Here is a 19,251-nt window from a genome sequence, read left to right as displayed (position 1 = left end):
AAGAAGGCCGCGAAGCCTGGCGCGGGGATGCCTGCACACCTGAACGTAGCCGCCGACGCGGAGGAGATCGGTCAGCGCGGCAGACGGGCTCTTACGCTCAGCACGAGCGTGCCGACGATGTGGTCGAACAGCTCGTCGGGCGTCGGGCGGTCGGCCTCCATCACCTCCACCAGGTGGGGGACGTGGATCTCCGGCTGGGCGTCCAGCCACTCCTGGGGGACGGGCGCCACCCGGTCGGCGTCGGCGACGTGGTCGATCAGCAAGCTGAACGCGAACAGCTTCAGCGCCAGCTCGGTGTGCACCAGGAAAGCGTCGAGCGGCGTGAGCCCTACCCCGCGGAGCAGGCCGAGGAGCGCGTCGGTGTTGCGCAGCCTGTTCTCGGGGACCGCCATGGGACGGATGCTCTCGTCTAGCCCCACGAGCAGCGCCCGTGGATGGCGACGGTACAGCTCGCGCATCTGCCCGCAGTACGCGCGCAGGCTCTCCTCCCACCGCTCGGCGCTCAGCTCGGGGAGGTGCCACTGCGCCATCAGCGCCTGCGTGGCCAGCTCGACCACCTCCTGGCGGTCGTCGACGTAGTTGTACAGCGCCCGCACGGTAACGCCGAGCTCCTCGGCCAGCCTGCGCATGGTCACCGAGGGAAAGCCTTCGCGCCCGGCCAGTTCCAGCGCCCTTTCGGCGATCAGCTCCCTGGTCAGGGTGGGCCGCCCCTTCCTGGTGGCGGGCCTGCGGCGCGTGCTCCTGCTCTGGTTCTCGGGCATCGCGACCAAGCGTAGGGCCTCACGCTTGAACTACACACACTGTTGACTTTAAGCACGCCAGCCATCAGCCTTGCCCAGGTAAGCCTTACCTCACTTGGGAGATCCACTTGACTCGGCAATCCGCGGCTCGTGCCGTACTCGCCCTGGTCGTCGCCGGTACGGCGCTGGTGGTGATCGACATGACGATCGTCACCATCGGCCTGTCCGAGATCCAGGCCGACCTGGACGGGACCATGGCCGACATCCAATGGGTGATCGTCGCCTACACGATCACGATGGGCGCGGTCACCCAGGTGGCGGGGACGCTGTCCGACCGGCTCGGCAGGAAACGCGTGTACCTGGCGGGCCTCGGCCTGTTCACGGGCGCCTCGCTGGCCTGCGGGCTCGCCTCCGACGTCCTCGCACTCGACGTCGCCCGCGTGTTCCAGGGGATCGGCGGGGCGGTCCTGATGTCGAACGCGCTACCCATCCTCTCCGACGCCTACGAAGGACAGCGGCGCAACACGGCGATCAGCGCGTGGGGCACGATGGCGACCGCGGCGAGCCTGGCCGCTCCGCTGCTCGGTGGCGTGCTCGTGGACCTCATGGGGTGGCGGGCGATCTTCCTGATCAATGTCCCCCTCGGCGTGGCCGCGCTGGCGGCGGGCGTCGCCGTCCTGCCCCCGTCCCCCGCGGCACGGGAAGGTTCGTACGGCGATGGCGTCGCCATGAGGTCCGGCGGCTCGGGCGACGGAGCCGGGCGCGGTTCCGTCGACTGGCTCGGCGCGGGCCTGCTGATCGCGGCCCTGGCGATCGGCAACTTCGCCCTCCTGCGGGGCGAGCAACAGGGCTGGGGAGCCGCGGCGACGCTCGTTCAGCTCGGCGCGTCCGCGGCGTTGCTGGTCGGATTCGTCCTCGTCGAGCGCAGGGCGGCGGCGCCGACGATGGATCCCGGCCTCTTCCTCAAGCCCGCCTTCGCCGGCGCGGCGTTCGCGGTCTTCATGTCCAGAGTGCTCACTGTCGGCGGTTCGGTCTACCTCGTGCAGCACTTCCAGCACGCGCTCCAGCTCTCCCCCACCCAGAGCGGGTTGCTGCTGGCGCCGGTCTTCATCGCCCAGATGGGCGCCGGCCTGCTCGGCGGCAGGCTCCTCGGGCGCTTTGCCGCGGGACGGGTGATCGCGGCGGGGTACGCGTGCAAGGTGATCGGCGCGGCCTGGCTGGGGCTGGCGTTCGCGGCGTCGGCCCAGCCGTTGGCACTGGTGATTCCCCTGCTGTTCTGGGGTACCGGGGGCGGCATCGCGGGGGCGCCGGTGATGGCCGTCGCGATGAACGTCACCGACCGGGCGCGGGCGGGCATGGTCGCAGGAACGGTCAGCGGCCTCGCGTCCATCGGCGCAGGGGTGGGAACGGCGGCGCTCGGCATCCTGTACACCGCGAGGCTCGGGGCGGGCGGCGGGAGGGAGGCGGTCGCGTCGGCGGCGTCAGCTGTGCTGTTCACCTCGGCGGCGCTGGCCGCCGTCACCGCGGCGGCGGCGCTCGTCCTCATCGGCAAGCGGAACGCGCCCGCTGCCCAGAAGGAGGCCGCAGCCCGCCTGCCCTCCGACTCGCGGGACGACTGAGCTTCCCGCCCCTTCGAAGTCTCGACGAGATCGGGGGCACGGGTAGCGGCCAGGCTGACGGGTGTCTACTCGCTGTGCAGAACCTCGGCGATCGTCAGGCGCGCCGCCGACCGCGCGGGGAGCAGCGCGCCGAGGACGGCGATCGTGACGCCCGCCAAGGCCAGCAGGGCCAATTGCGGCGCGTGCCAGACGTCCTTCACCGCCTCCGGAAACACGACGTATCCGACGTTGTCCACGAGTGTGCGGTGCCCGATCATCCCGATGGGGATACCGACCAGCCCTGCGGCGACGCCCAGTGACGCCATGGACGTCGTCATCATCACCGTGACCTGCCACGGTGTCATGCCGAGCGACTTGAGCATGCCCAGATCGCGGCGACGCTCCCTGGTGTTCAGCAGGACGGTGTTGAAGACGCCGAGCGCCGCGACGACGGACAGCAGCACGGTGAATACCGACGCGAAACCGACGACGGTGCCGGTGTCGATGGATTCTCCCTTGTCGGCGTCGATCTCCGCGCGCAGGCCAGGGTCGGCGGCCTTGACCGCGTGGGCGTAGGCCTGGACGTCGGTGCCAGGCTTGAGCCGGACCTGATAGAGGTCGGCCTTGATCTGGGGGGCGAGTGCGGCGAGTGTCTGCCAGGAGGACCAGATGAATCGGGGCCCGCCTTCCATGACCTCGCCGACGATGGTCGCGCGCACCTGTTCGTCCTTCAGTTTGAGGGTGATCTGGTCGCCGACCTTCAGCTCGCGCTGAGTCAGGAAGGACGGCGGGACGACGACCTCGCCCGGCCCCTCCAGCCAGCGCCCCTTGACGATCTGGGAGGCCATGCTGGGGGTGTCTCCACGCAGGAACTGGGCGTCGAGGGGCTGCTGATATCCGGCGAGGTCCACCCCCACGAACACCCCGGAGGTCACGTGGAGCGTCCCGGGAAGGGAGCGAAGCAGCGCTTCGGTCTCCGCGTCGCTCAGCCGGCGGGTGGGACCGAGGCCGGGTCTGCCTGCGCGCACGTAGAACTCGGTGATCCCGTCGCCGCGCCCTGCCTCGCTGAAGGCGACGATCGTGCTGGTCAGACCGGTGGAGAGGGTCACCGTGGTCACACCGAGGACGATGGCACCCACGGTCATGATGGTGCGTGCAGGGCGGGCGAACGGCTGCCCCAGGCCCAGGCTGATGAAGCGCGGCAGCCGAGTCGCGCCGAGCAGGCGCTGCATACGCAGCCCGCGCCCGGTGCCCGGCGCGCTGCCCGCGCTGATCGCGCGGGCGGCGGACAGCCGGTGCACGCGCAGGGCCGGGATCAGGGCGGCGAGGGCCACGAGGGCGGGCATGCCGATCAGGCAGACGACCGGTACCCAGGTCCCGACGGCGATGGTGGCGCTGCCGGTCTCGACCCCGTCGAAGGCGGTCTTGAGGACTGGTTGCGTCAGCAGGCTGCCGAGCACGATGCCCAGGGCGCAGCCCACGAGGGCGGGGAGGCAGACCATGGCGAGGTAGACCGCGACCACCTGGTTCGGCGTGAAGCCCAGGGCCTTGAGCATGCCGATGTGCCGGAACCCCGAGACGACCGCCCCACTGATCACATTGCCGACGATCAGGACGGCGACCACCAGCCCGAGGATGCCGAAGACCGTCATGAAGGGCAGGTAGTCGTTGCTGAGGCTGGCGAATGCCGCCTTGACGGCGAGGTAGGACCGTGAGGTGTTCAGCGCGCCCTCGGGCAGTTCCGCGGTGACGGCGGCGAGGCTCGCGCGGATCTGGTCGTCGGAGGAGGCGGCGGTGAAGCGGTAGAGCATCTGGCTGGCGGCGGGCTTGAGCAGGGCCATCTGCGCGGGGGTGACCCAGGCGCCGGCGGACTGGCTCATGCTGGTGGCGAAACCGACGACAGTCAGCGACGAGCCGCCCGCGATCTTGAGCTTCGAGCCGAGGGCGCCGGGCTTGAGCGGAACGTTGAAGCGCTGGTTGATGACGATCTCGCCGGGGGCGGCCGGCCAGCGTCCCTGGCGGAGTTCGACGCGGTCCACCGGTCCCCCCGGATCGGTCCTGCCCACCACGGTGAGCGGGCCCGCGACGACGGCGCGCGAGCCCTTCGGGGCGACGACGACCGCCTGGCCGAAAGGGCCCGCCACGGCTTCGACGCCCGGCTGCCGCGCGGTCTGCTCCAGGTGCGCACGCGAGACCTTCGCGGCGTCGAAGGCCGCGACCACGTGAGCGCCGTTCTGCTTGTCGAAGGCATCGTCGAAGGGGCCGGACGTAACGTCCAGCAGTCCCAGCGCGAGCATGGCCGTGGTGGTCGAGCACAGCACGACCAGCCCGATGACGATCGTCTGGAGCCTGCGGCGCTTCACCGCCGCGCCGGCGGCCCGCCACACCGCGCTCATACGGCACGCTCCAGCAGGCTCTGGCGGGCCACCCGGCCGTCGGCGAACTCGACCAGCCGGGTGGCGCAGCGGTTGGCCAGGTGCGGGTCGTGGGTGACGATCAGCAGGGTGTGGCCGATCCGGTTGAGGTCGATCAGCAGGTCCGTCACCTGCTCGCCTGAGCGGCTGTCCAAGGCGCCGGTCGGTTCGTCGGCCAGCAGCAGGGCTGGGTGGTTCATCAGGGCGCGGGCCACAGCGACCCGCTGCCGCTCCCCGCCGCTCAGCGTCGCCGGATAGCTGTTGCCGCGGTCGGCCACGCCGAGCTCGCCGAGGAGTTCCAGTGCACGTCTGCGCGCCTGCCGGGCCGGGGTGCCGGTCAGCTGCGCTGCCAGGGCGACGTTGTCCAGGGCGGGCAGGTCGTCGATGAGGTTGAAGAACTGGAAGATCATGCCGATGTGCCGCCGCCGGAACAGCGCGAGCCCGGTCTCGTTCAGCGCGCCGAGGTCCTGTCCGTGGACCGTGATCACGCCCGAGGTGGGGCGGTCCAGGCCTGCGACCATGTTGAGCAGCGTGGATTTGCCGCAGCCAGAGGGCCCCATCACCGCGACCGCCTCACCGGCGCGGATCTCCAGCGACACGCTGTCCAGCGCTGCCGCGTCGCCGTATTCCTTGCGCACATCGTCCAGTCGTACGACGGCCTGTCCAGTGCTGTTGTGAGTCGTCATGCGGAGCGGGTCACTTTCTCTGTGGAAGCCGGTGGTTCGGCGAAGGCGGGGGTGGATCTTCGCAGGTGGGGGTGCTGCTGTCGCTGACGCGCCTGCTTGGTGGGGGCGACGTCGGCGAACAGTTCCTCGTGCTGGACGGCGGTCCGTTCCGGATCGAAGCGGGTGGCGCTCTGCACAGAGTTCCCAGGGGTCGGTGGGGCGAGATGCGGGGTTCTCGCGGGGAGCAGCGCCAGCCTGAACTGCTGCGGCAACAGCTCCACATGGGCCAGGAAAGAGCACAGTATGAAAACGCCGCTCGTGGCCCGATACATCTGGACGTGTTGCCACAATTCGCAGGTGACGTACACCGTGCTGCTCGCCGAGGACGACCGGCCCATCAGGGACTCGTTGGTGCGGGCCCTCAGCCTCGAGGGATACGAGATGATCGCCGTGGCCGACGGCGTCCAGGCGTTGGCCGCCGTACACCGGCAACGCCCCGACGCGCTGGTGCTGGACGTGATGATGCCGGGCGTCGACGGGCTTGGCGTGTGCCGGGTGCTGCGCGCGGAGGGCGACCGGACGCCGATCCTGATGCTCACCGCCCGGGTCGAGACCCGCGATCGGGTCGGCGGCCTTGATGCGGGCGCGGACGACTACATGGTCAAGCCGTTCGAGCCCGAAGAGCTGTTCGCCCGCCTGCGCGCGCTCTTGCGCCGCACCAGCGGCGGAGAGGGGGAGAACGGCATCATCCACGTCGCCGACCTGCGTCTGGATCCCGCTGCCCGGCGCGCCTGGCGTGGCGGGCGGGAGCTCACCCTGACCCGCACCGAGTTCGACCTGCTGGAGCTGCTGGCCCGCAACAAGGGCATCGTGCTCAACCACACCGTGATCTACGAACGTATCTGGGGCTACGACTTCGGTCCCGGATCGAAGAACCTCACGGTGTACGTCGGCTACCTGCGGCGCAAGCTCGACCCGCCCGGACATCCGCCGCTGATCCACACCGTGCGCGGCATCGGTTACTCCCTGAGACAGCCATGATCCGCCGCAGCCTGCGTACCACCCTGGCACTCACCTTCGCCGGCCTCGTCGCCCTGGTCACCGCGCTCGTCGGCGGGCTCAGCTACGATGCCGCCGCCGGCATGGTGCGCGCCGACGAGGAATCCGTCTTCCTCGGGATCGTCAACGACCTCCAGATCCAGGTACGGCAAGGCCGCTTCGAGGCTGAAGAGTTCATCACCGACAACCCCCGCCAGAACGTCCTGCCCAAGCTGCTCCGCGCCGCCCGCATCACGGTGCAGATCCTGGACCACCAAGGCACTCTGATCGGCAGGCAACGCCCCGTCCCGCTCCCACTCGACCGAGCCGATCGCGCCCTCGCCCCCGACCAGCGCGCCGGGAAGGGCAACCAGCGAGACGTCACCATCGACGGCATCCGTTACCGCATGGCCACGGTGGCACTCGGCGACGGCCGCGGCGCCATCCGGATCGCCCAGCGGCTCAGCGACACCGACAAGCTCCTGTCCCAGCTGCGGCAGCACGTGGTGCTGCTGGCCGGGGCCGTCATCGTCATCGCCGGGGCAGCGGGATGGTGGCTGGCGCGCCGGATCACCCGCCGCCTGATCCGGCTCACCACCCTCACCGAAGAGGTCGCAGCCACCGGCAAGGTGGATCGTGTCGTGCCGGTCATCGGGGACGACGAGATCGGACGGCTCGGCCGTTCCTTCGACCACATGCTCGGCCGTCTGGCCCGCTCCAAGCAGGACCAGCAGCGCCTGGTTCAAGACGCCGGGCACGAACTACGCACACCCCTCACGAGTCTTCGGACCAACATCTCGGTCCTGCACCGCTTCACCGAACTGCCGCCGCAGGCACAAGTCGACCTGTTGCAGGACCTGAGCCAGGAGACGCGTGAACTGACCCACCTGGTCAACGAGCTGGTGCAACTGGCGGCTGACGAACACGGCGACGAGGAGGAGCCGGTCGACGTCCAACTCGCCGGCCTCGTCGAGCGAACCGCCGCCTTGGCCCGCCGACGCACCGGACGAGACATCCACGTGCGGGCCGCTCCTGTCATCGTCACCGCGCGGCCCGCAGCACTGCAACGCGCCATCTCCAATCTGCTGGACAACGCCGCGAAGTTCGACCCCGGCGGCACCCAACCGATCGAACTGCTCGCGGACGACAGCAGGATCGAAGTCCGTGACCAGGGGCCCGGCATCGACGACCATGACCTGGAGCGCATCTTCGACCGCTTCTACCGCTCCATCGACTCCCGAGGCCAGCCCGGCTCCGGTCTTGGTCTCGCCATCGTCAAAGACGTCGCCCTCCGCCACGGGGGTATCCCCTTCGCCGCCCACCGTTCCGGCGGCGGAGCCGTTGTGGGCTTCACTCTCGGCAACCCGAGACCGCAGGGTCGTACCTGGCGGACATCCGTCATCTGAGGGCAGCCAAGAGCTCCTCGTAAGATCGCCGCCTGCTTTGAGGACTCCCCACTCTCCGACCTGCAGAAACCCTGCATGAAGCGCACCCGTTCGAAAGATCCTTCCGGAGGAACCCGAGGGGAGCGGTCGGAGGAACCCCACCGGCGGGACGACCCGAGCGCACGACCTGCGGGACGAGCTCGGCACCCGCTGTCCCCAACGCGGAAACGCCCGCCCGAGCCGAAGCTCGGGCGGGCGTTCACGACGGCGAGCCGTCCACCAGCGCCATCAGACCACCGGGCCGTCAGACCATTGGGCGTCAGACCACCGGCCGTCAGACCCGGACCGTCAGACCAGCTGGGCGTCAGACCAGCGGGCGGGCCGTCGGCAGGATCGGGTACGGCAGGGCCGTCTCGCCGGTCAGGAAGCGGTCGACGCCCGAGGCGGCGGCGCGTCCCTCGGCGATGGCCCAGACGATGAGCGACTGCCCACGTCCCATGTCCCCCGCGACGAACACCCCGTCGACGTTGGTCATGTAGGTCTTGTCGCGGGCCACGTTGCCCCTGGCGTCGTACTCCACGCCGAGGCCCTCCAGCAGCGCGCCCTTCTCCGGGCCGACGAAGCCCATCGAGAGCGTGACCAGGTCGGCGGGGATCTCCCGCTCGGTGCCCGGGATCGGCTTGAAGCCGCTCTGGGGCCCCTCGACCTGGACCAGGCGCAGCGCGCGCACCTGTCCTGTGCCGTCGTCGACGAACTCCGTGGTGGAGACCGCGTAGACCCTGTCGCCCTCGCCGTCGGCCAGCTCCTCGTGGGCGCTCTCCATCTTGAACAGCGTGGGGAAGGTCGGCCAGGGCTGCGCGCCGGGACGCGAGGCGGGCGGCTGGGGCATGATCTCCAGCTGGGTCACCGAGGCGGCTCCCTGGCGGATCGCGGTGCCGATGCAGTCGGCGCCCGTGTCACCACCACCGATCACGACCACGTGCTTGCCGCGGGCGTTGATCGGGGAGTTCTCGAAGTCCTTGTTGGCCGGAGGCAGGTACTCCATCGCCTGGTAGACGCCGCGCAGCGAGCGTCCTGCGACGGGCAGGTCGCGCCACTGCGTGGCGCCGCCCGACAGGATCACGGCGTCGAACTGCTCGCGCAGCTGCTCGGCCGTGATGTCGACGCCGACGTTCACCGAGGTGCGGAACTCCGTGCCCTCGGCGCGCATCTGCTCGAGGCGCCTGTCGATGTGGCGCTTCTCCATCTTGAACTCGGGGATGCCGTAGCGCAGCAGTCCGCCGATGGCGTCGGCCCTCTCGAAGACGACCACGTCGTGGCCGGCCCTGGTGAGCTGCTGGGCGGCGGCCAGGCCCGCGGGGCCCGACCCGACGACCGCGACGCGCTTGCCGGTCTTCTTCCCCGGGACGACGGGGGTCACCCAGCCCTCGGAGAAGGCGCGGTCGATGATCTCGACCTCGACCCGCTTGATCGCCACAGGGTCGGCGTTGATGCCGAGCACGCAGGCCGCCTCGCAGGGGGCGGGGCAGAGCCTGCCGGTGAACTCGGGGAAGTTGTTGGTCGCGTGCAGCCGCTCGATGGCCTCCTGCCAGTCGTGGCGGTAGACCAGGTCGTTCCACTCGGGGATGAGGTTGCCGAGCGGGCAGCCGTTGTGACAGAACGGGATGCCGCAGTCCATGCACCTGGCCGCCTGCTTGGTCAGCTTCGGCGCGGGGAAGTCCTCGTAGACCTCCTTCCAGTCGCGGATGCGGACGTCCACGGGGCGGCGCTCGGGCAGCTCCCTGTCGTGCGTGAGGAAACCCTTCGGGTCAGCCATGAGAGTTGCGCCCCCTATCCCTGAACGTTTCGCGGCGAGCTCGGCAGGTCGCTGTGACCGTGCCCCTGACGGCGGATCATGCCTGCACCGCGGCGGTCATGACCGCCTCGTCGATGTCGCGGCCTTCGATGCGGGCGGCCTCGGCGGCCTGCAGCACCCTCTTGTAGTCGGTCGGCATGATCTTGCCGAACCTGGAGAGCGCGGCGTGCCAGTCGGCCAGCAGCTCCTTGGCGACGGGCGAGCCCGTCTCCTCGAAGTGCTTGGTCACGGTCTCGTGCAGGAACGCCGCGTCCTTGTCGGTCAGCGGCTCGATGGCGACCATCTCGCGGTTGACCCGCTCGGAGCGCAGGTCGAGCAGGTAGGCGACGCCGCCCGACATGCCGGCGGCGAAGTTGCGCCCGGTCTGGCCGAGGACGACGACCTTGCCGCCCGTCATGTACTCGCAGCCGTGGTCGCCCACGCCCTCGACGACCGCGGTGGCGCCGGAGTTGCGGACACAGAAGCGCTCGCCGACCACGCCGCGGATGAACACCTCACCCGAGGTCGCGCCGTACAGGCTGACGTTCCCCGAGATGATGTGCCCGTCCAGCGGGGCGGTGTCGTGCGGGCGGACGGTGATCCGGCCGCCCGACAGGCCCTTGCCGAGGTAGTCGTTGGCGTCGCCGGTCAGCCGCAGCGTGACCCCGCTCGGCACGAAGGCGCCGAAGGAGTTGCCCGCCGACCCGGTGAAGCTTATGTCGATGGTGTTGTCGGGCAGGCCCGCGCCGCCGTACCGCTTGGTCACCTCGTAGCCGAGCATGGTGCCGACCGTACGGTTGACGTTGCGGATGGGCAGGTCGAGCGTGACGGGCGTGCCGTGCTCGAGCGCGCCCTCCGCCAGCGCGATGAGCGTGTTGTCGAGGGCGTGCTCGAGTCCGTGCTCCTGCGAGACCGTACGGCGAAGCGGGGTGCCCTCGGGCAGCGACGGCTGGTGCAGGATCGGCGCCAGGTCGAGCCCGTTGGCCTTCCAGTGGTTCTCCGCGGCCGTCACGTCGAGCAGCTCGACGTGCCCGATCGCCTCGTCGAGCGAGCGGAAGCCCAGCTCGGCGAGGTACTCGCGGATCTCCTCTGCGATGAACTCGAAGAAGTTCACCACGAACTCGGGCTTGCCGCTGAAGCGCTTGCGCAGCTCGGGGTTCTGGGTGGCCACGCCCACAGGGCAGGTGTCGAGGTGGCACACGCGCATCATGACGCAGCCAGAGACGACCAGCGGAGCGGTGGCGAAGCCGTACTCCTCGGCGCCGAGGAGGGCGGCGATGACCACGTCGCGGCCGGTCTTGAGCTGGCCGTCGACCTGGACCACGATGCGGTCGCGCAGGCCGTTCAGCAGCAGGGTCTGCTGGGTCTCGGCCAGGCCGAGCTCCCAGGGGGCGCCCGCGTGCTTGAGCGAGGTGAGCGGTGAGGCTCCGGTGCCGCCGTCGTGACCCGAGATCAGGACGACGTCGGCGTGGGCCTTGGAGACTCCGGCGGCGACCGTGCCGACGCCGACCTCTGCCACCAGCTTCACGTGGACCCTGGAGGCCGGGTTGGCGTTCTTCAGGTCGTGGATGAGCTGGGCCAGGTCCTCGATGGAGTAGATGTCGTGGTGCGGCGGCGGCGAGATGAGGCCGACGCCCGGGGTGGAGTGCCTGGTCTTGGCGATCCACGGGTAGACCTTGTGGCCGGGCAGCTGGCCGCCCTCGCCGGGCTTGGCGCCCTGGGCCATCTTGATCTGCAGGTCGTCGGCGTTGACGAGGTACTCGCTGGTGACGCCGAAGCGGCCGGAGGCCACCTGCTTGATGGCCGAGCGGCGGGTCGCGTCGTACAGGCGTGAGGGGTCTTCGCCGCCCTCGCCGGTGTTGGACTTGCCGCCGAGGCGGTTCATCGCGATGGCGAGCGTCTCGTGCGCCTCCATCGAGATGGAGCCGTAGGACATGGCGCCGGTGGAGAAGCGCTTGACGATCTCCGAGACCGGCTCGACCTCTTCCAGCGGCACGGGGGTGCGGCCCGAGGCGAACCTGAACAGTCCGCGAAGCGTCATCAGCTTCTCGGCCTGGGAGTCGACCAGGCTGGTGTACTCCTTGAAGATCTCGTAGCGGCGGCTGCGCGTGGCGTGCTGCAGCTTGAAGACCGTCTCGGGGTTGAACAGGTGCGGCTCGCCCTCGCGCCGCCACTGGTACTCGCCGCCGACGTTGAGCCGCCGGTGGGCGTTCTCCACCCTGGGGTAGGCGTGGCGGTGGCGCGCGGCCGACTCCTGGGCGAGGACGTCGAAGCCGACGCCGCCCAGGCGCGAGGTGGTGCCGACGAAGCAGGTGTCGATCACGTCGGCGCCGAGGCCGAGCGCCTCGAAGATCTGCGCACCGGTGTAGGAGGCCACCGTGGACACGCCCATCTTGGACATGACCTTGATGACGCCCTTGCCGTACGCCTTGATGAGGTTGCGCACGGCCTTGTGCTTGTCGACCTGCAGCATGCCGGTGTCGACCATGTCCTCGACGGTCTCGATCGCGAGGTAGGGGTTGACGGCGCCCGCGCCGTAGCCGATGAGCAGCGCCATGTGGTGGCACTCGCGGGCCTCGCCGGTCTCGATGACCAGGCCGATCTTGGTGCGGGTCTTCTCGGCGATGAGGTGGTGGTGCACCGCGCCGGTCAGCAGCAGCGAGGGGATCGGCGCGAGCGTCTCGGAGGAGCCGCGGTCGGACAGCACGATGATGCGCGCGCCGCCCGCGATCGCCTCGGAGACTTCCGCGCAGATGGCCGTGAGGCGCTGCTTCAGCGCGTCACCGCCGCCCGCGACCTCGTACAGGCCCGAGACGACGTAGGGGTGGAAGCCGGGCAGGCCGCCCTCGTCGTTGATGTGGATGATCTTCGCGAGCTCGTCGTTGTCGATCACCGGGTACGGCAGGACCAGCTGGCGGCACGAGCTGGGCCCCGGGTCGAGCAGGTTGCCCTCGGGGCCGAGCGTGCTGGCCAGCGAGGTGACGAGCTCCTCGCGGATGGCGTCCAGCGGCGGGTTGGTGACCTGCGCGAACAGCTGGCTGAAGTAGTCGAACAGCAGCCTGGGCTTCTCGCTGAGCACGGCGACGGGCGTGTCGGTGCCCATGGAGCCGATCGGCTCGATGCCCGACTTCGCCATCGGCGACAGGATGATCCGCAGCTCTTCCTCGGTGTAGCCGAAGGTCTGCTGCCGCTTGACCAGCGCCTCGTGGGTGGGGATCTCGTGGGCGCGGGCGGGCAACTCCTCGAAGCGCACAAGACCGGCGTGCAGCCAGTCCTCGTACGGCAGCGCGGAGGCCAGCTCGGCCTTGATCTCGTCATCCTCGATGATCGTGCCGCGGGCGGTGTCGATGAGGAACATCCGGCCCGGCTGCAGGCGGCCCTTGCGGACGACCTCTTCAGGGGCGAAGTCGAGCACGCCCGCCTCGGAGGCCAGCACGACCAGGCCGTCGGCGGTCACCCAGAACCGCCCGGGCCGCAGACCGTTGCGGTCGAGGACGGCGCCTGCCAGCGTGCCGTCGGTGAAGGTGATCGAGGCGGGGCCGTCCCACGCCTCCATCATCGAGGAGTGGAACTCGTAGAAGGCCCGCCGCGCGGGGTCCATCTCGGTGTGGTTCTCCCACGCCTCGGGGATCATCATCAGCACCGCGTGCGGGAGCGAACGCCCGCCCAGGTGCAGCAGCTCGAGCGTCTCGTCGAAGGAGGCGGTGTCCGACCCGTCGGGGTCGCAGATGGGGAACAGCCGCGACAGGTCGCCGGGGATCAGCTCCGACGCCAGCATCGCCTCGCGCGCCCGCATCCAGTTGCGGTTGCCCTTGACCGTGTTGATCTCGCCGTTGTGGGCGACGTAGCGGTAGGGGTGGGCCAGCGGCCAGCTCGGGAAGGTGTTGGTCGAGAAACGCGAGTGCACCAGCGCGATCGCGGTGTCGAAGCGCTCGTCGGTCAGGTCGGGGAAGAACGGCTCGACCTGGAGAGGGGTCAGCATGCCCTTGTAGACCAGGGTGCGGCTGGACAGCGAGGGGAAGTAGACGTCCGCCTCGTGCTCGGCCCGCTTGCGCAGGCAGAAGGCCAGCCGGTCCAGTTCGACGCCGCTCTCGCCGCGCGGGCTCGACACGAACAGCTGCATGAAGTGCGGCATGACGGCGCGGGCGCTCGGCCCGGCGTGCGTGGTGTCGACGGGGACCTCGCGCCAGCCGAGGACCGTCAGGCCCTCCTCCGCCGCGATCTCCTCGATCATGCCGGTGGCGATCCGCCTGGCCTCGCCGTCGATGGGCAGGAAGGCCATGCCGACGGCGAAGTGTCCTGGCTCCGGCAGGGTGAAGTCCACGTTCGCGCGCAGGAAGCCGTCGGGGACCTGCGTCAGGATCCCCGCACCGTCACCGGTGTCGGGCTCGCTGCCCTTGGCACCTCGGTGGTCGAGATTGCACAGGGCCGTCAGAGCCTTCACGACGATTCCGTGGCCACGTCGCCCGTTCACGTCCGCGACCATCGCGACACCACAGGCGTCATGCTCGTTCGCGGGGTGGTAAAGACCCTGGGGCTCGGGGAACCCGAGGTGGGCAGCAGGCATTGAATCCCTCCCGTCGTCATCGTCTGCTTTGGTGTTGCAGGCGGGGACGACGTTGGCCCTGCTGCGGTTCAGTGGGTAGAGATTACCGCACCCTGTCGGAATGGTGCCCACCAGGTCCACATCGCGAACATTAGCGGGGTTCCGGCATGCGGACTCTCCTGTCCCAATCACCGATATCGCATCATCATTCCCACGCGCCGTCGAGAGCCCGCCGCGCAGGGGCTCGCGGCTAAGGTTGCCGCATGGAACGCGACGGCCTGGAAGCCCTGCTCGACACCGCCGGAATCGACAGCCGCAGGCTGCGCCACGCGCTCATGCTCGTGTGCGACACCCAGTGGTGGACGCTGGCGAACCTGGTCAGGCAGAGCGCCACCTCCAGGCGGTCGATCGAGGCCCTGCTGCGCGAGATCGAGCTCGAAAGGGACGGCGACCGCTTCCGCGTCCCGCTCACCCACACCCCCGACTACCAGGACCTCTTCGCCGTCAGCGAGCCGCCTGCCGACCCCGTGGCGCACCTGCTCCCCCACTACGAGCACGTGCTCAAGCGCATGAGGGAGCTCATCGCGAACGCCCCGGCCGCCAGGCAGGCCCTCGACCACGTCTCGGCCACCCCCGAGACCGTGGTGCGCAGGGCGCTGCTGCTGGGCGCCCGCTTCTGGCTGCGCGGGGCGCGGGTGCTGTGCGTGGGCGACCACGACCTGACCTCACTGGCCCTGCGGCTGACGCATCCCGAGGCCGAGGTCACGGTCGTCGACATCGACGAGCGCATCCTGGCCTACATCGACGCCCAGGATCTCGGCGTCGCGACCCGCTGGGCCGACCTGCGGCTCGGGCTGCCCTCCTCGGTGCGCGACCACGACCTGGCGATCACCGACCCGCCGTACACCCCGGAGGGGGTGGGCCTGTTCACCGCGCGCGCCGTCGAGGGGCTGAAGGACGAAGGCCGCGTGCTGCTGGCCTACGGCGCCAGCGAGCGCACGCCCATGCTCGCGCTCAAGGTCCAGAACGCGCTCTCCGACCTCAACCTCGCCCACGAGGCCGTCTACCCCGACTTCAACCGCTACTTCGGCGCGGAGGCCATCGGCTCGGCCGCCGATCTCTACATCCTGCGTCCCACCAGCAAGACCAGGCCCGCCGTCGCCGCCCGCGTCGAGCGCTACAGCACCGCGATCTACACCCACGGCCCCCAGTCGATCGAGTCGGGCGCCGTCGCGAGCCCTGACCGGCCCGCCGCCTTCGACGCCGACCTGCTGGTGGGAGACTGGCCCAAGGAACTCACCCAGCCGCGCGTCAAGCTGACCACCTGGCTGGCCAAGCCGCACGCCACCGCCCCCACCAAGGTGGCCATCGCGGTGCCCCCGGGCCTGGAGGCCGCGCTCCCGCGGCTGCTGCTGGCCACCCGCGCCGCCCACGTGCGCGTCCACCTCGCGGCCCCGCCGCGCTCGCTGCCGCCGCTGTCGGCGGTCTACGAGCTCACCGCCGACGGCGCCGTCCTCGACGCGGTACGGCTGCCGCCGCCCGGCGACGAGGAGGGCAGGGTGCTGCGCCGCATCCTCGACAACGGGCACGGGAAGCTGGCCAACACCTGGAGGGAGGGGCTGATCGCGGTGGCGCAGAGCCGAGGGGTCGCGCTGACCAAGAACGACGCGCGCGCCCTGATCCGCCGGGCCGCCCCCTGGGCCGAGACGGGCACCGTCCTTGAGATGCCGCTGCACCGCCTGGAGTCGCTGGCCTCCGAGGTCGCAGGGACCGTCGCGGCCCTCCCCCGCTGACCGGCCTCGCCGCGCAGGAAGCGCTCGGGTCAGGTGGCGGCGATCACGCGGGAGGAGACGACCGCGCGGCCGAGGCCGTCGAGCGCGATCTGCGGGTAGGCCAGATCGGCGGTGCCAGGACCGACGGGCCCCACCCAGCTCACCGTCACGAAGTGGCCGAGCGCCCTGGCCTGCGCCCTGCTGCGGGTGGCGTCGAAGGCGCCCGCCTGCCGTACGAAACCGGTTGTGCCGAGCTGCGCGACCAGGGCGTCGGCCGCGCGCCCGTCGGCGAGGTTGAAGATGACGAACTGCCCCGCCACGCTCTTGTCGGCGCTGCTGTAGGAGGCGCTCATGGCCTGCGTGCATCCGGCGGCCTCGACGCCCCACACCGCCTCCGCGCAGTCGGCCAGCACGGCCGCAGAGTCGCGCCTCATCGTGACGCCGCCCGCCACGAGCTGGGCGGTCGAGGGCCCGAAGACCTCGGCCTCGGTGAGCGGGCGCGGGTCGAGCGCGCTGGTGTCGATGACCGCGTACTGGGCCGAGGTCGGCTCGCCCGCGAAGACCGCCGCCCTGGGCCCGCCCTCGCGGGTGAAGACGAAGACCGCGACGGCCGCGACCGCCACGAGGGCGGCCAGGAGAGGGATGAGAACGCGCCTGGGCATGGTGACCTAGCCTACGAGGTGCCGGTGAGCGCCACTACCCGCTTGTAGAGAGGCTTCTCCGCCGCTCTGACGGCCAGCGCCAGGTTGCTGAAGTCGTCGCCCGCCTCGGGCTCCGCGCCGTCGGTGCGCGAGAGCCAGACCAGCGCGACGTAGTGGCCGAGCGCGTAGGCGCCGCCCTCGGTGTAGGCGTCGGGAGGGAAGGCCATGACGGGTCGCACCCATCCGCCCCTGTGCAGCGATTTCAGCGACTCGACCAGCTCTCCCGCCACCTTGCTGTCGCTGAGGTTGAGCAGCGTGAACTGGGCCAGGTAGCGGCCGTCGGCGCTGGTGTAGCCGGCCCGCGCGGCCTGGGTGCAGCCCGCGTCGCTCACCTGGCTGACGAGCTTCTCGCCCCAGAGCGCGGACACGCAGTCGGTGTCGATCGTCTTCTCGGTGAGCTTGAGGGTGAGCTTGCGCTGGCCCACGAGCGTCTTGTGGGCGAACAGCTCCTTCGCGGTGAACGGCTTGCCGTCCTTGGCCCTGTCGGCGATGGGCTCGAACACCTTGGGCGAGGGCCAGCCCTCGAACTTCTCGGGGCGCAAGTCGCCGATCACGGGGGAGGCGCCCCGCAGGTGCGGGTCGGGCGCGTCGGAGCCGAGCGCCGACACGACGGCGGTCAGCGTCACCGCGGCGATGAGGACGCCCGCCACCGAAGCGATGATCACGAGCAGGCGCTGCTGCGCGGGCTTGAGCCCCCAGTCGGTGAGGATGGGCAGGTTCCAGTCGGGCGGTGGGGTCCGCCTCCGCTTGCGCGTGCTGCCCCTGGTCACGGTCATAGCCCGCTGGCTCCGCCGATCAGGTTGCCCAGGCCGAAGGTCAGGCCCGCGGCCACCACGCCGACCACCAGCTGGCGCAGTCCTGAGAACCACCAGCTGCGCGCGGTGACGGTGGAGACCAGCGCGCCCGCGCCGAACAGGGCCAGACACGACAGCACCGCCGACAGCCACAGGCTGGTGACGCCGAACAGGTACGGCAGCAGCGGCAGGATCGCCCCCACGCTGAAGGACAGGAACGACGACACCGCGGCGATCTTGGGTGAGGGCAGGTCGCCGGGCGTGACGCCGAGCTCGGCTCGCGCGTGCACCTCGAGCGCCTGGTCGGGATCGCGGGAGATCTGCCTGGCCACCTCGGCGGCCAGCTCGGGATCGACACCCCTGTCGATGTAGACCTGGGCGAGCTCGTCCTGCTCGTCCTCGGGGTGGCGCAGGATCTCGCGCCGCTCGACGGCGATCTCGGCCAGCGCCAGCTCCCGCTGGCTGGCCACCGAGACGTACTCGCCTCCGGCCATGGAGAACGCGCCCGCGGCCAGCCCCGCGATGCCGGCGAGCGCGATCACCCTGGTGTTGTCGGTGCCGCCCGCGACACCGGCGATGAGCGCGAAGTTGGACACCAGCCCGTCCATCGCCCCGAACACGGACGGCCGCAGCCATCCGCCGTTGACGTCACGATGCTCGTGGTGGTGCTCCGCGCGCCCACTCATCAGGACTTCTTCTCCTCCGAGACGGCCTTCGCCCTGTCGTCCTCCGCCCCGTCCTCGTCCGCCCCTTCGGGGGAGCTGTCCGCGTCGGAGGGCGCAGCTTTCCCGGAGGTCTCCGTCTTGCCGGAAGGCTCTGCCTTGCCGGGACTGTCCGTCTCCTCAGAAGAACGTGTCTCGTCGGCGGGCTCTTCCTCCGCGACGGCGGCGCTCGCCGGAGAGTCGCCCGGAGTCTGCTCCGAGGGTGCGACGACGATCTCCTCGGTGTCCTTGTTCCTGGTCACCCAGAGATAGACCAGCGCCCCGACGAACAGCGCGATCGCGGTCCACTGGTTGATGCGCAGCCCGAGGAAGTGGACCGCGTGGTCCACGCCGCCGACGGGGTCGACCCTGAGCCCCTCGATCCAGAATCTGCCCACGGTGTAGCCCGCCACATAGAGCGCGAACAGGCGTCCGTGGTGCAGGGTGAAGCGCCTGCCCGCCCAGATCAGCGCGAAGCCGAGCGCGACGTTCCACAGCGACTCGTACAGGAACGCCGGGTGGTAGAGGCCGGTGTAGCCCTCGATCGTGCCCGCCCTGCCCGGCTCGATCTCCAGCCCCCACGGCAGCGTCGTGGGGCCGCCGAACAGCTCCTGGTTGAAGTAGTTGCCCCATCTGCCGATGGCCTGCGCGAAGGCGATGCCCGGGGCGACGGTGTCGGCCACCGCGCCGAGCGACAGCCCCCTCTTGCGGCACGACAGCCACACCCCGACGCCGCCGAGCGCCACCGCGCCCCAGATGCCCAGCCCGCCGTTCCAGATGAACAGCGCCTCATACGGCTTGTTGGGCGCGTCGGGACCGAAGTAGAGCTGCCAGTCGGTGATGACGTGGTAGAGGCGTCCACCGATCAGGCCGAAGATCACCGCGGGAACCGCGATGTCGACCATCGTGCCTGGCGTCCCACCGCGGGCGCGCCAGCGGCGCTCGCTGAGCCAGACCGCGACGATGACGCCCAGGACGATGCACAGCGCGTAGGCCCTCAGCGGGATGGGGCCGAGGTACCAGACCCCCTGGGAGGGGCTGGGAATCGAGGCAAGGGGCATGT

14 protein-coding genes are annotated in these 19,251 nt (G+C 70.4%); 4 read left to right on the top strand and 10 right to left on the bottom strand.

Annotated features, from left to right (window positions below):
- Window positions 1-71: 71 nt before the first annotated feature.
- Window positions 72-761 carry a TetR/AcrR family transcriptional regulator gene (locus ABFX55_RS13490; protein WP_346120923.1) on the bottom strand — a complete coding sequence of 230 codons (690 nt, stop codon included), beginning with the start codon at window positions 759-761 and terminating at the stop codon, window positions 72-74.
- A 107-nt stretch (window positions 762-868) separates the two neighbouring features.
- Between ABFX55_RS13490 and ABFX55_RS13485 the strand changes: the two genes are divergently transcribed.
- Entirely contained in the window at window positions 869-2,359 is a 1,491-nt protein-coding gene (locus ABFX55_RS13485) for an MFS transporter (RefSeq protein WP_346120921.1), read from the top strand.
- Between the two features lie 65 nt (window positions 2,360-2,424).
- Here ABFX55_RS13485 and ABFX55_RS13480 read toward each other — a convergent pair whose 3' ends face one another.
- Genes ABFX55_RS13480 through ABFX55_RS13470 form a run of 3 tightly spaced genes read right to left on the bottom strand, consistent with a single transcriptional unit; the run spans window position 2,425 to window position 5,698 of the window.
- On the bottom strand, window positions 2,425-4,734 hold the full coding sequence (locus ABFX55_RS13480) for an ABC transporter permease (RefSeq protein WP_346120919.1): 2,310 nt from the start codon (window positions 4,732-4,734) through the stop codon (window positions 2,425-2,427).
- Window positions 4,731-5,438: an ABC transporter ATP-binding protein gene (locus tag ABFX55_RS13475; RefSeq protein ID WP_346120917.1), complete on the bottom strand. Its 708-nt coding sequence runs from the start codon at window positions 5,436-5,438 to the stop codon at window positions 4,731-4,733. The genes ABFX55_RS13480 and ABFX55_RS13475 overlap by 4 nt, the downstream gene beginning before the upstream one ends.
- Window positions 5,435-5,698: a hypothetical protein gene (locus ABFX55_RS13470; protein ID WP_346120916.1), complete on the bottom strand. Its 264-nt coding sequence runs from the start codon at window positions 5,696-5,698 to the stop codon at window positions 5,435-5,437. Before ABFX55_RS13470 ends, ABFX55_RS13475 begins: the two co-directional genes overlap by 4 nt.
- A gap of 22 nt (window positions 5,699-5,720) precedes the next feature.
- On the opposite strand from ABFX55_RS13470, the gene ABFX55_RS13465 reads away from it, so the two are divergent.
- A complete protein-coding gene (locus ABFX55_RS13465; protein ID WP_346120914.1) occupies window positions 5,721-6,458 on the top strand; it encodes a response regulator transcription factor in 738 nt (245 codons plus the stop codon).
- Window positions 6,455-7,861, top strand: a complete 1,407-nt coding sequence (locus ABFX55_RS13460) for a sensor histidine kinase (protein WP_346120912.1) — start codon at window positions 6,455-6,457, stop codon at window positions 7,859-7,861. Before ABFX55_RS13465 ends, ABFX55_RS13460 begins: the two co-directional genes overlap by 4 nt.
- A 343-nt stretch (window positions 7,862-8,204) precedes the next feature.
- On the opposite strand, the gene ABFX55_RS13455 is transcribed toward ABFX55_RS13460, so the two are convergent.
- Both ABFX55_RS13455 and gltB read right to left on the bottom strand, forming a co-directional pair.
- Window positions 8,205-9,656 (bottom strand): glutamate synthase subunit beta, encoded by a 1,452-nt coding sequence (locus ABFX55_RS13455; RefSeq protein ID WP_346120911.1) that lies wholly within the window; start codon window positions 9,654-9,656, stop codon window positions 8,205-8,207.
- Between the two features lie 76 nt (window positions 9,657-9,732).
- Window positions 9,733-14,241 (bottom strand): glutamate synthase large subunit, encoded by a 4,509-nt coding sequence (gene gltB / locus ABFX55_RS13450; RefSeq protein ID WP_346120909.1) that lies wholly within the window; start codon window positions 14,239-14,241, stop codon window positions 9,733-9,735.
- A 242-nt stretch (window positions 14,242-14,483) separates the two neighbouring features.
- Here gltB and ABFX55_RS13445 point away from each other — a divergent pair, with 242 nt between their 5' ends.
- Window positions 14,484-16,013: a bis-aminopropyl spermidine synthase family protein gene (locus ABFX55_RS13445; protein WP_346120907.1), complete on the top strand. Its 1,530-nt coding sequence runs from the start codon at window positions 14,484-14,486 to the stop codon at window positions 16,011-16,013.
- Window positions 16,014-16,042: 29 nt separating this feature from the next.
- Here ABFX55_RS13445 and ABFX55_RS13440 read toward each other — a convergent pair whose 3' ends face one another.
- The 4 genes from ABFX55_RS13440 to lgt are packed head-to-tail and all read right to left on the bottom strand — an operon-like array spanning window position 16,043 to window position 19,249.
- Window positions 16,043-16,654, bottom strand: a complete 612-nt coding sequence (locus ABFX55_RS13440) for a hypothetical protein (RefSeq protein WP_346120906.1) — start codon at window positions 16,652-16,654, stop codon at window positions 16,043-16,045.
- An 11-nt stretch (window positions 16,655-16,665) separates the two neighbouring features.
- The gene (locus ABFX55_RS13435) at window positions 16,666-17,469 is read right to left on the bottom strand and encodes a hypothetical protein (RefSeq protein WP_346120904.1); all 804 of its coding nucleotides are present in this window, start codon (window positions 17,467-17,469) and stop codon (window positions 16,666-16,668) included.
- A complete protein-coding gene (locus ABFX55_RS13430; protein WP_346120902.1) occupies window positions 17,466-18,173 on the bottom strand; it encodes a VIT1/CCC1 transporter family protein in 708 nt (235 codons plus the stop codon). Before ABFX55_RS13430 ends, ABFX55_RS13435 begins: the two co-directional genes overlap by 4 nt.
- On the bottom strand, window positions 18,173-19,249 hold the full coding sequence (gene lgt / locus ABFX55_RS13425) for a prolipoprotein diacylglyceryl transferase (RefSeq protein WP_346120900.1): 1,077 nt from the start codon (window positions 19,247-19,249) through the stop codon (window positions 18,173-18,175). Before lgt ends, ABFX55_RS13430 begins: the two co-directional genes overlap by 1 nt.
- Window positions 19,250-19,251 lie beyond the last annotated feature (2 nt).

Source organism: Nonomuraea roseola (assembly GCF_039535395.1).
GTDB classification, from domain to species: Bacteria; Actinomycetota; Actinomycetes; order Streptosporangiales; family Streptosporangiaceae; genus Nonomuraea; species Nonomuraea roseola.
Note: the sequence above shows the minus strand (reverse complement) of the source record. Positions and strands in the feature narration are given on the sequence as shown.

What these genes read in the sequence shown, in the direction of transcription:
- ABFX55_RS13435 (WP_346120904.1), bottom strand. Translation starts at nt 17,469, where the DNA reads ATGACCGTGACCAGGGGCAGCACGCGCAAGCGGAGGCGGACCCCACCG.
- ABFX55_RS13430 (WP_346120902.1), bottom strand. Translation starts at nt 18,173, where the DNA reads ATGAGTGGGCGCGCGGAGCACCACCACGAGCATCGTGACGTCAACGGC.
- ABFX55_RS13455 (WP_346120911.1), bottom strand. Translation starts at nt 9,656, where the DNA reads ATGGCTGACCCGAAGGGTTTCCTCACGCACGACAGGGAGCTGCCCGAG.
- gltB (WP_346120909.1), bottom strand. Translation starts at nt 14,241, where the DNA reads ATGCCTGCTGCCCACCTCGGGTTCCCCGAGCCCCAGGGTCTTTACCAC.
- ABFX55_RS13440 (WP_346120906.1), bottom strand. Translation starts at nt 16,654, where the DNA reads ATGCCCAGGCGCGTTCTCATCCCTCTCCTGGCCGCCCTCGTGGCGGTC.
- ABFX55_RS13480 (WP_346120919.1), bottom strand. Translation starts at nt 4,734, where the DNA reads ATGAGCGCGGTGTGGCGGGCCGCCGGCGCGGCGGTGAAGCGCCGCAGG.
- ABFX55_RS13465 (WP_346120914.1), top strand. Translation starts at nt 5,721, where the DNA reads ATGAAAACGCCGCTCGTGGCCCGATACATCTGGACGTGTTGCCACAAT.
- lgt (WP_346120900.1), bottom strand. Translation starts at nt 19,249, where the DNA reads ATGCCCCTTGCCTCGATTCCCAGCCCCTCCCAGGGGGTCTGGTACCTC.
- ABFX55_RS13445 (WP_346120907.1), top strand. Translation starts at nt 14,484, where the DNA reads ATGGAACGCGACGGCCTGGAAGCCCTGCTCGACACCGCCGGAATCGAC.
- ABFX55_RS13475 (WP_346120917.1), bottom strand. Translation starts at nt 5,438, where the DNA reads ATGACGACTCACAACAGCACTGGACAGGCCGTCGTACGACTGGACGAT.
- ABFX55_RS13490 (WP_346120923.1), bottom strand. Translation starts at nt 761, where the DNA reads ATGCCCGAGAACCAGAGCAGGAGCACGCGCCGCAGGCCCGCCACCAGG.
- ABFX55_RS13460 (WP_346120912.1), top strand. Translation starts at nt 6,455, where the DNA reads ATGATCCGCCGCAGCCTGCGTACCACCCTGGCACTCACCTTCGCCGGC.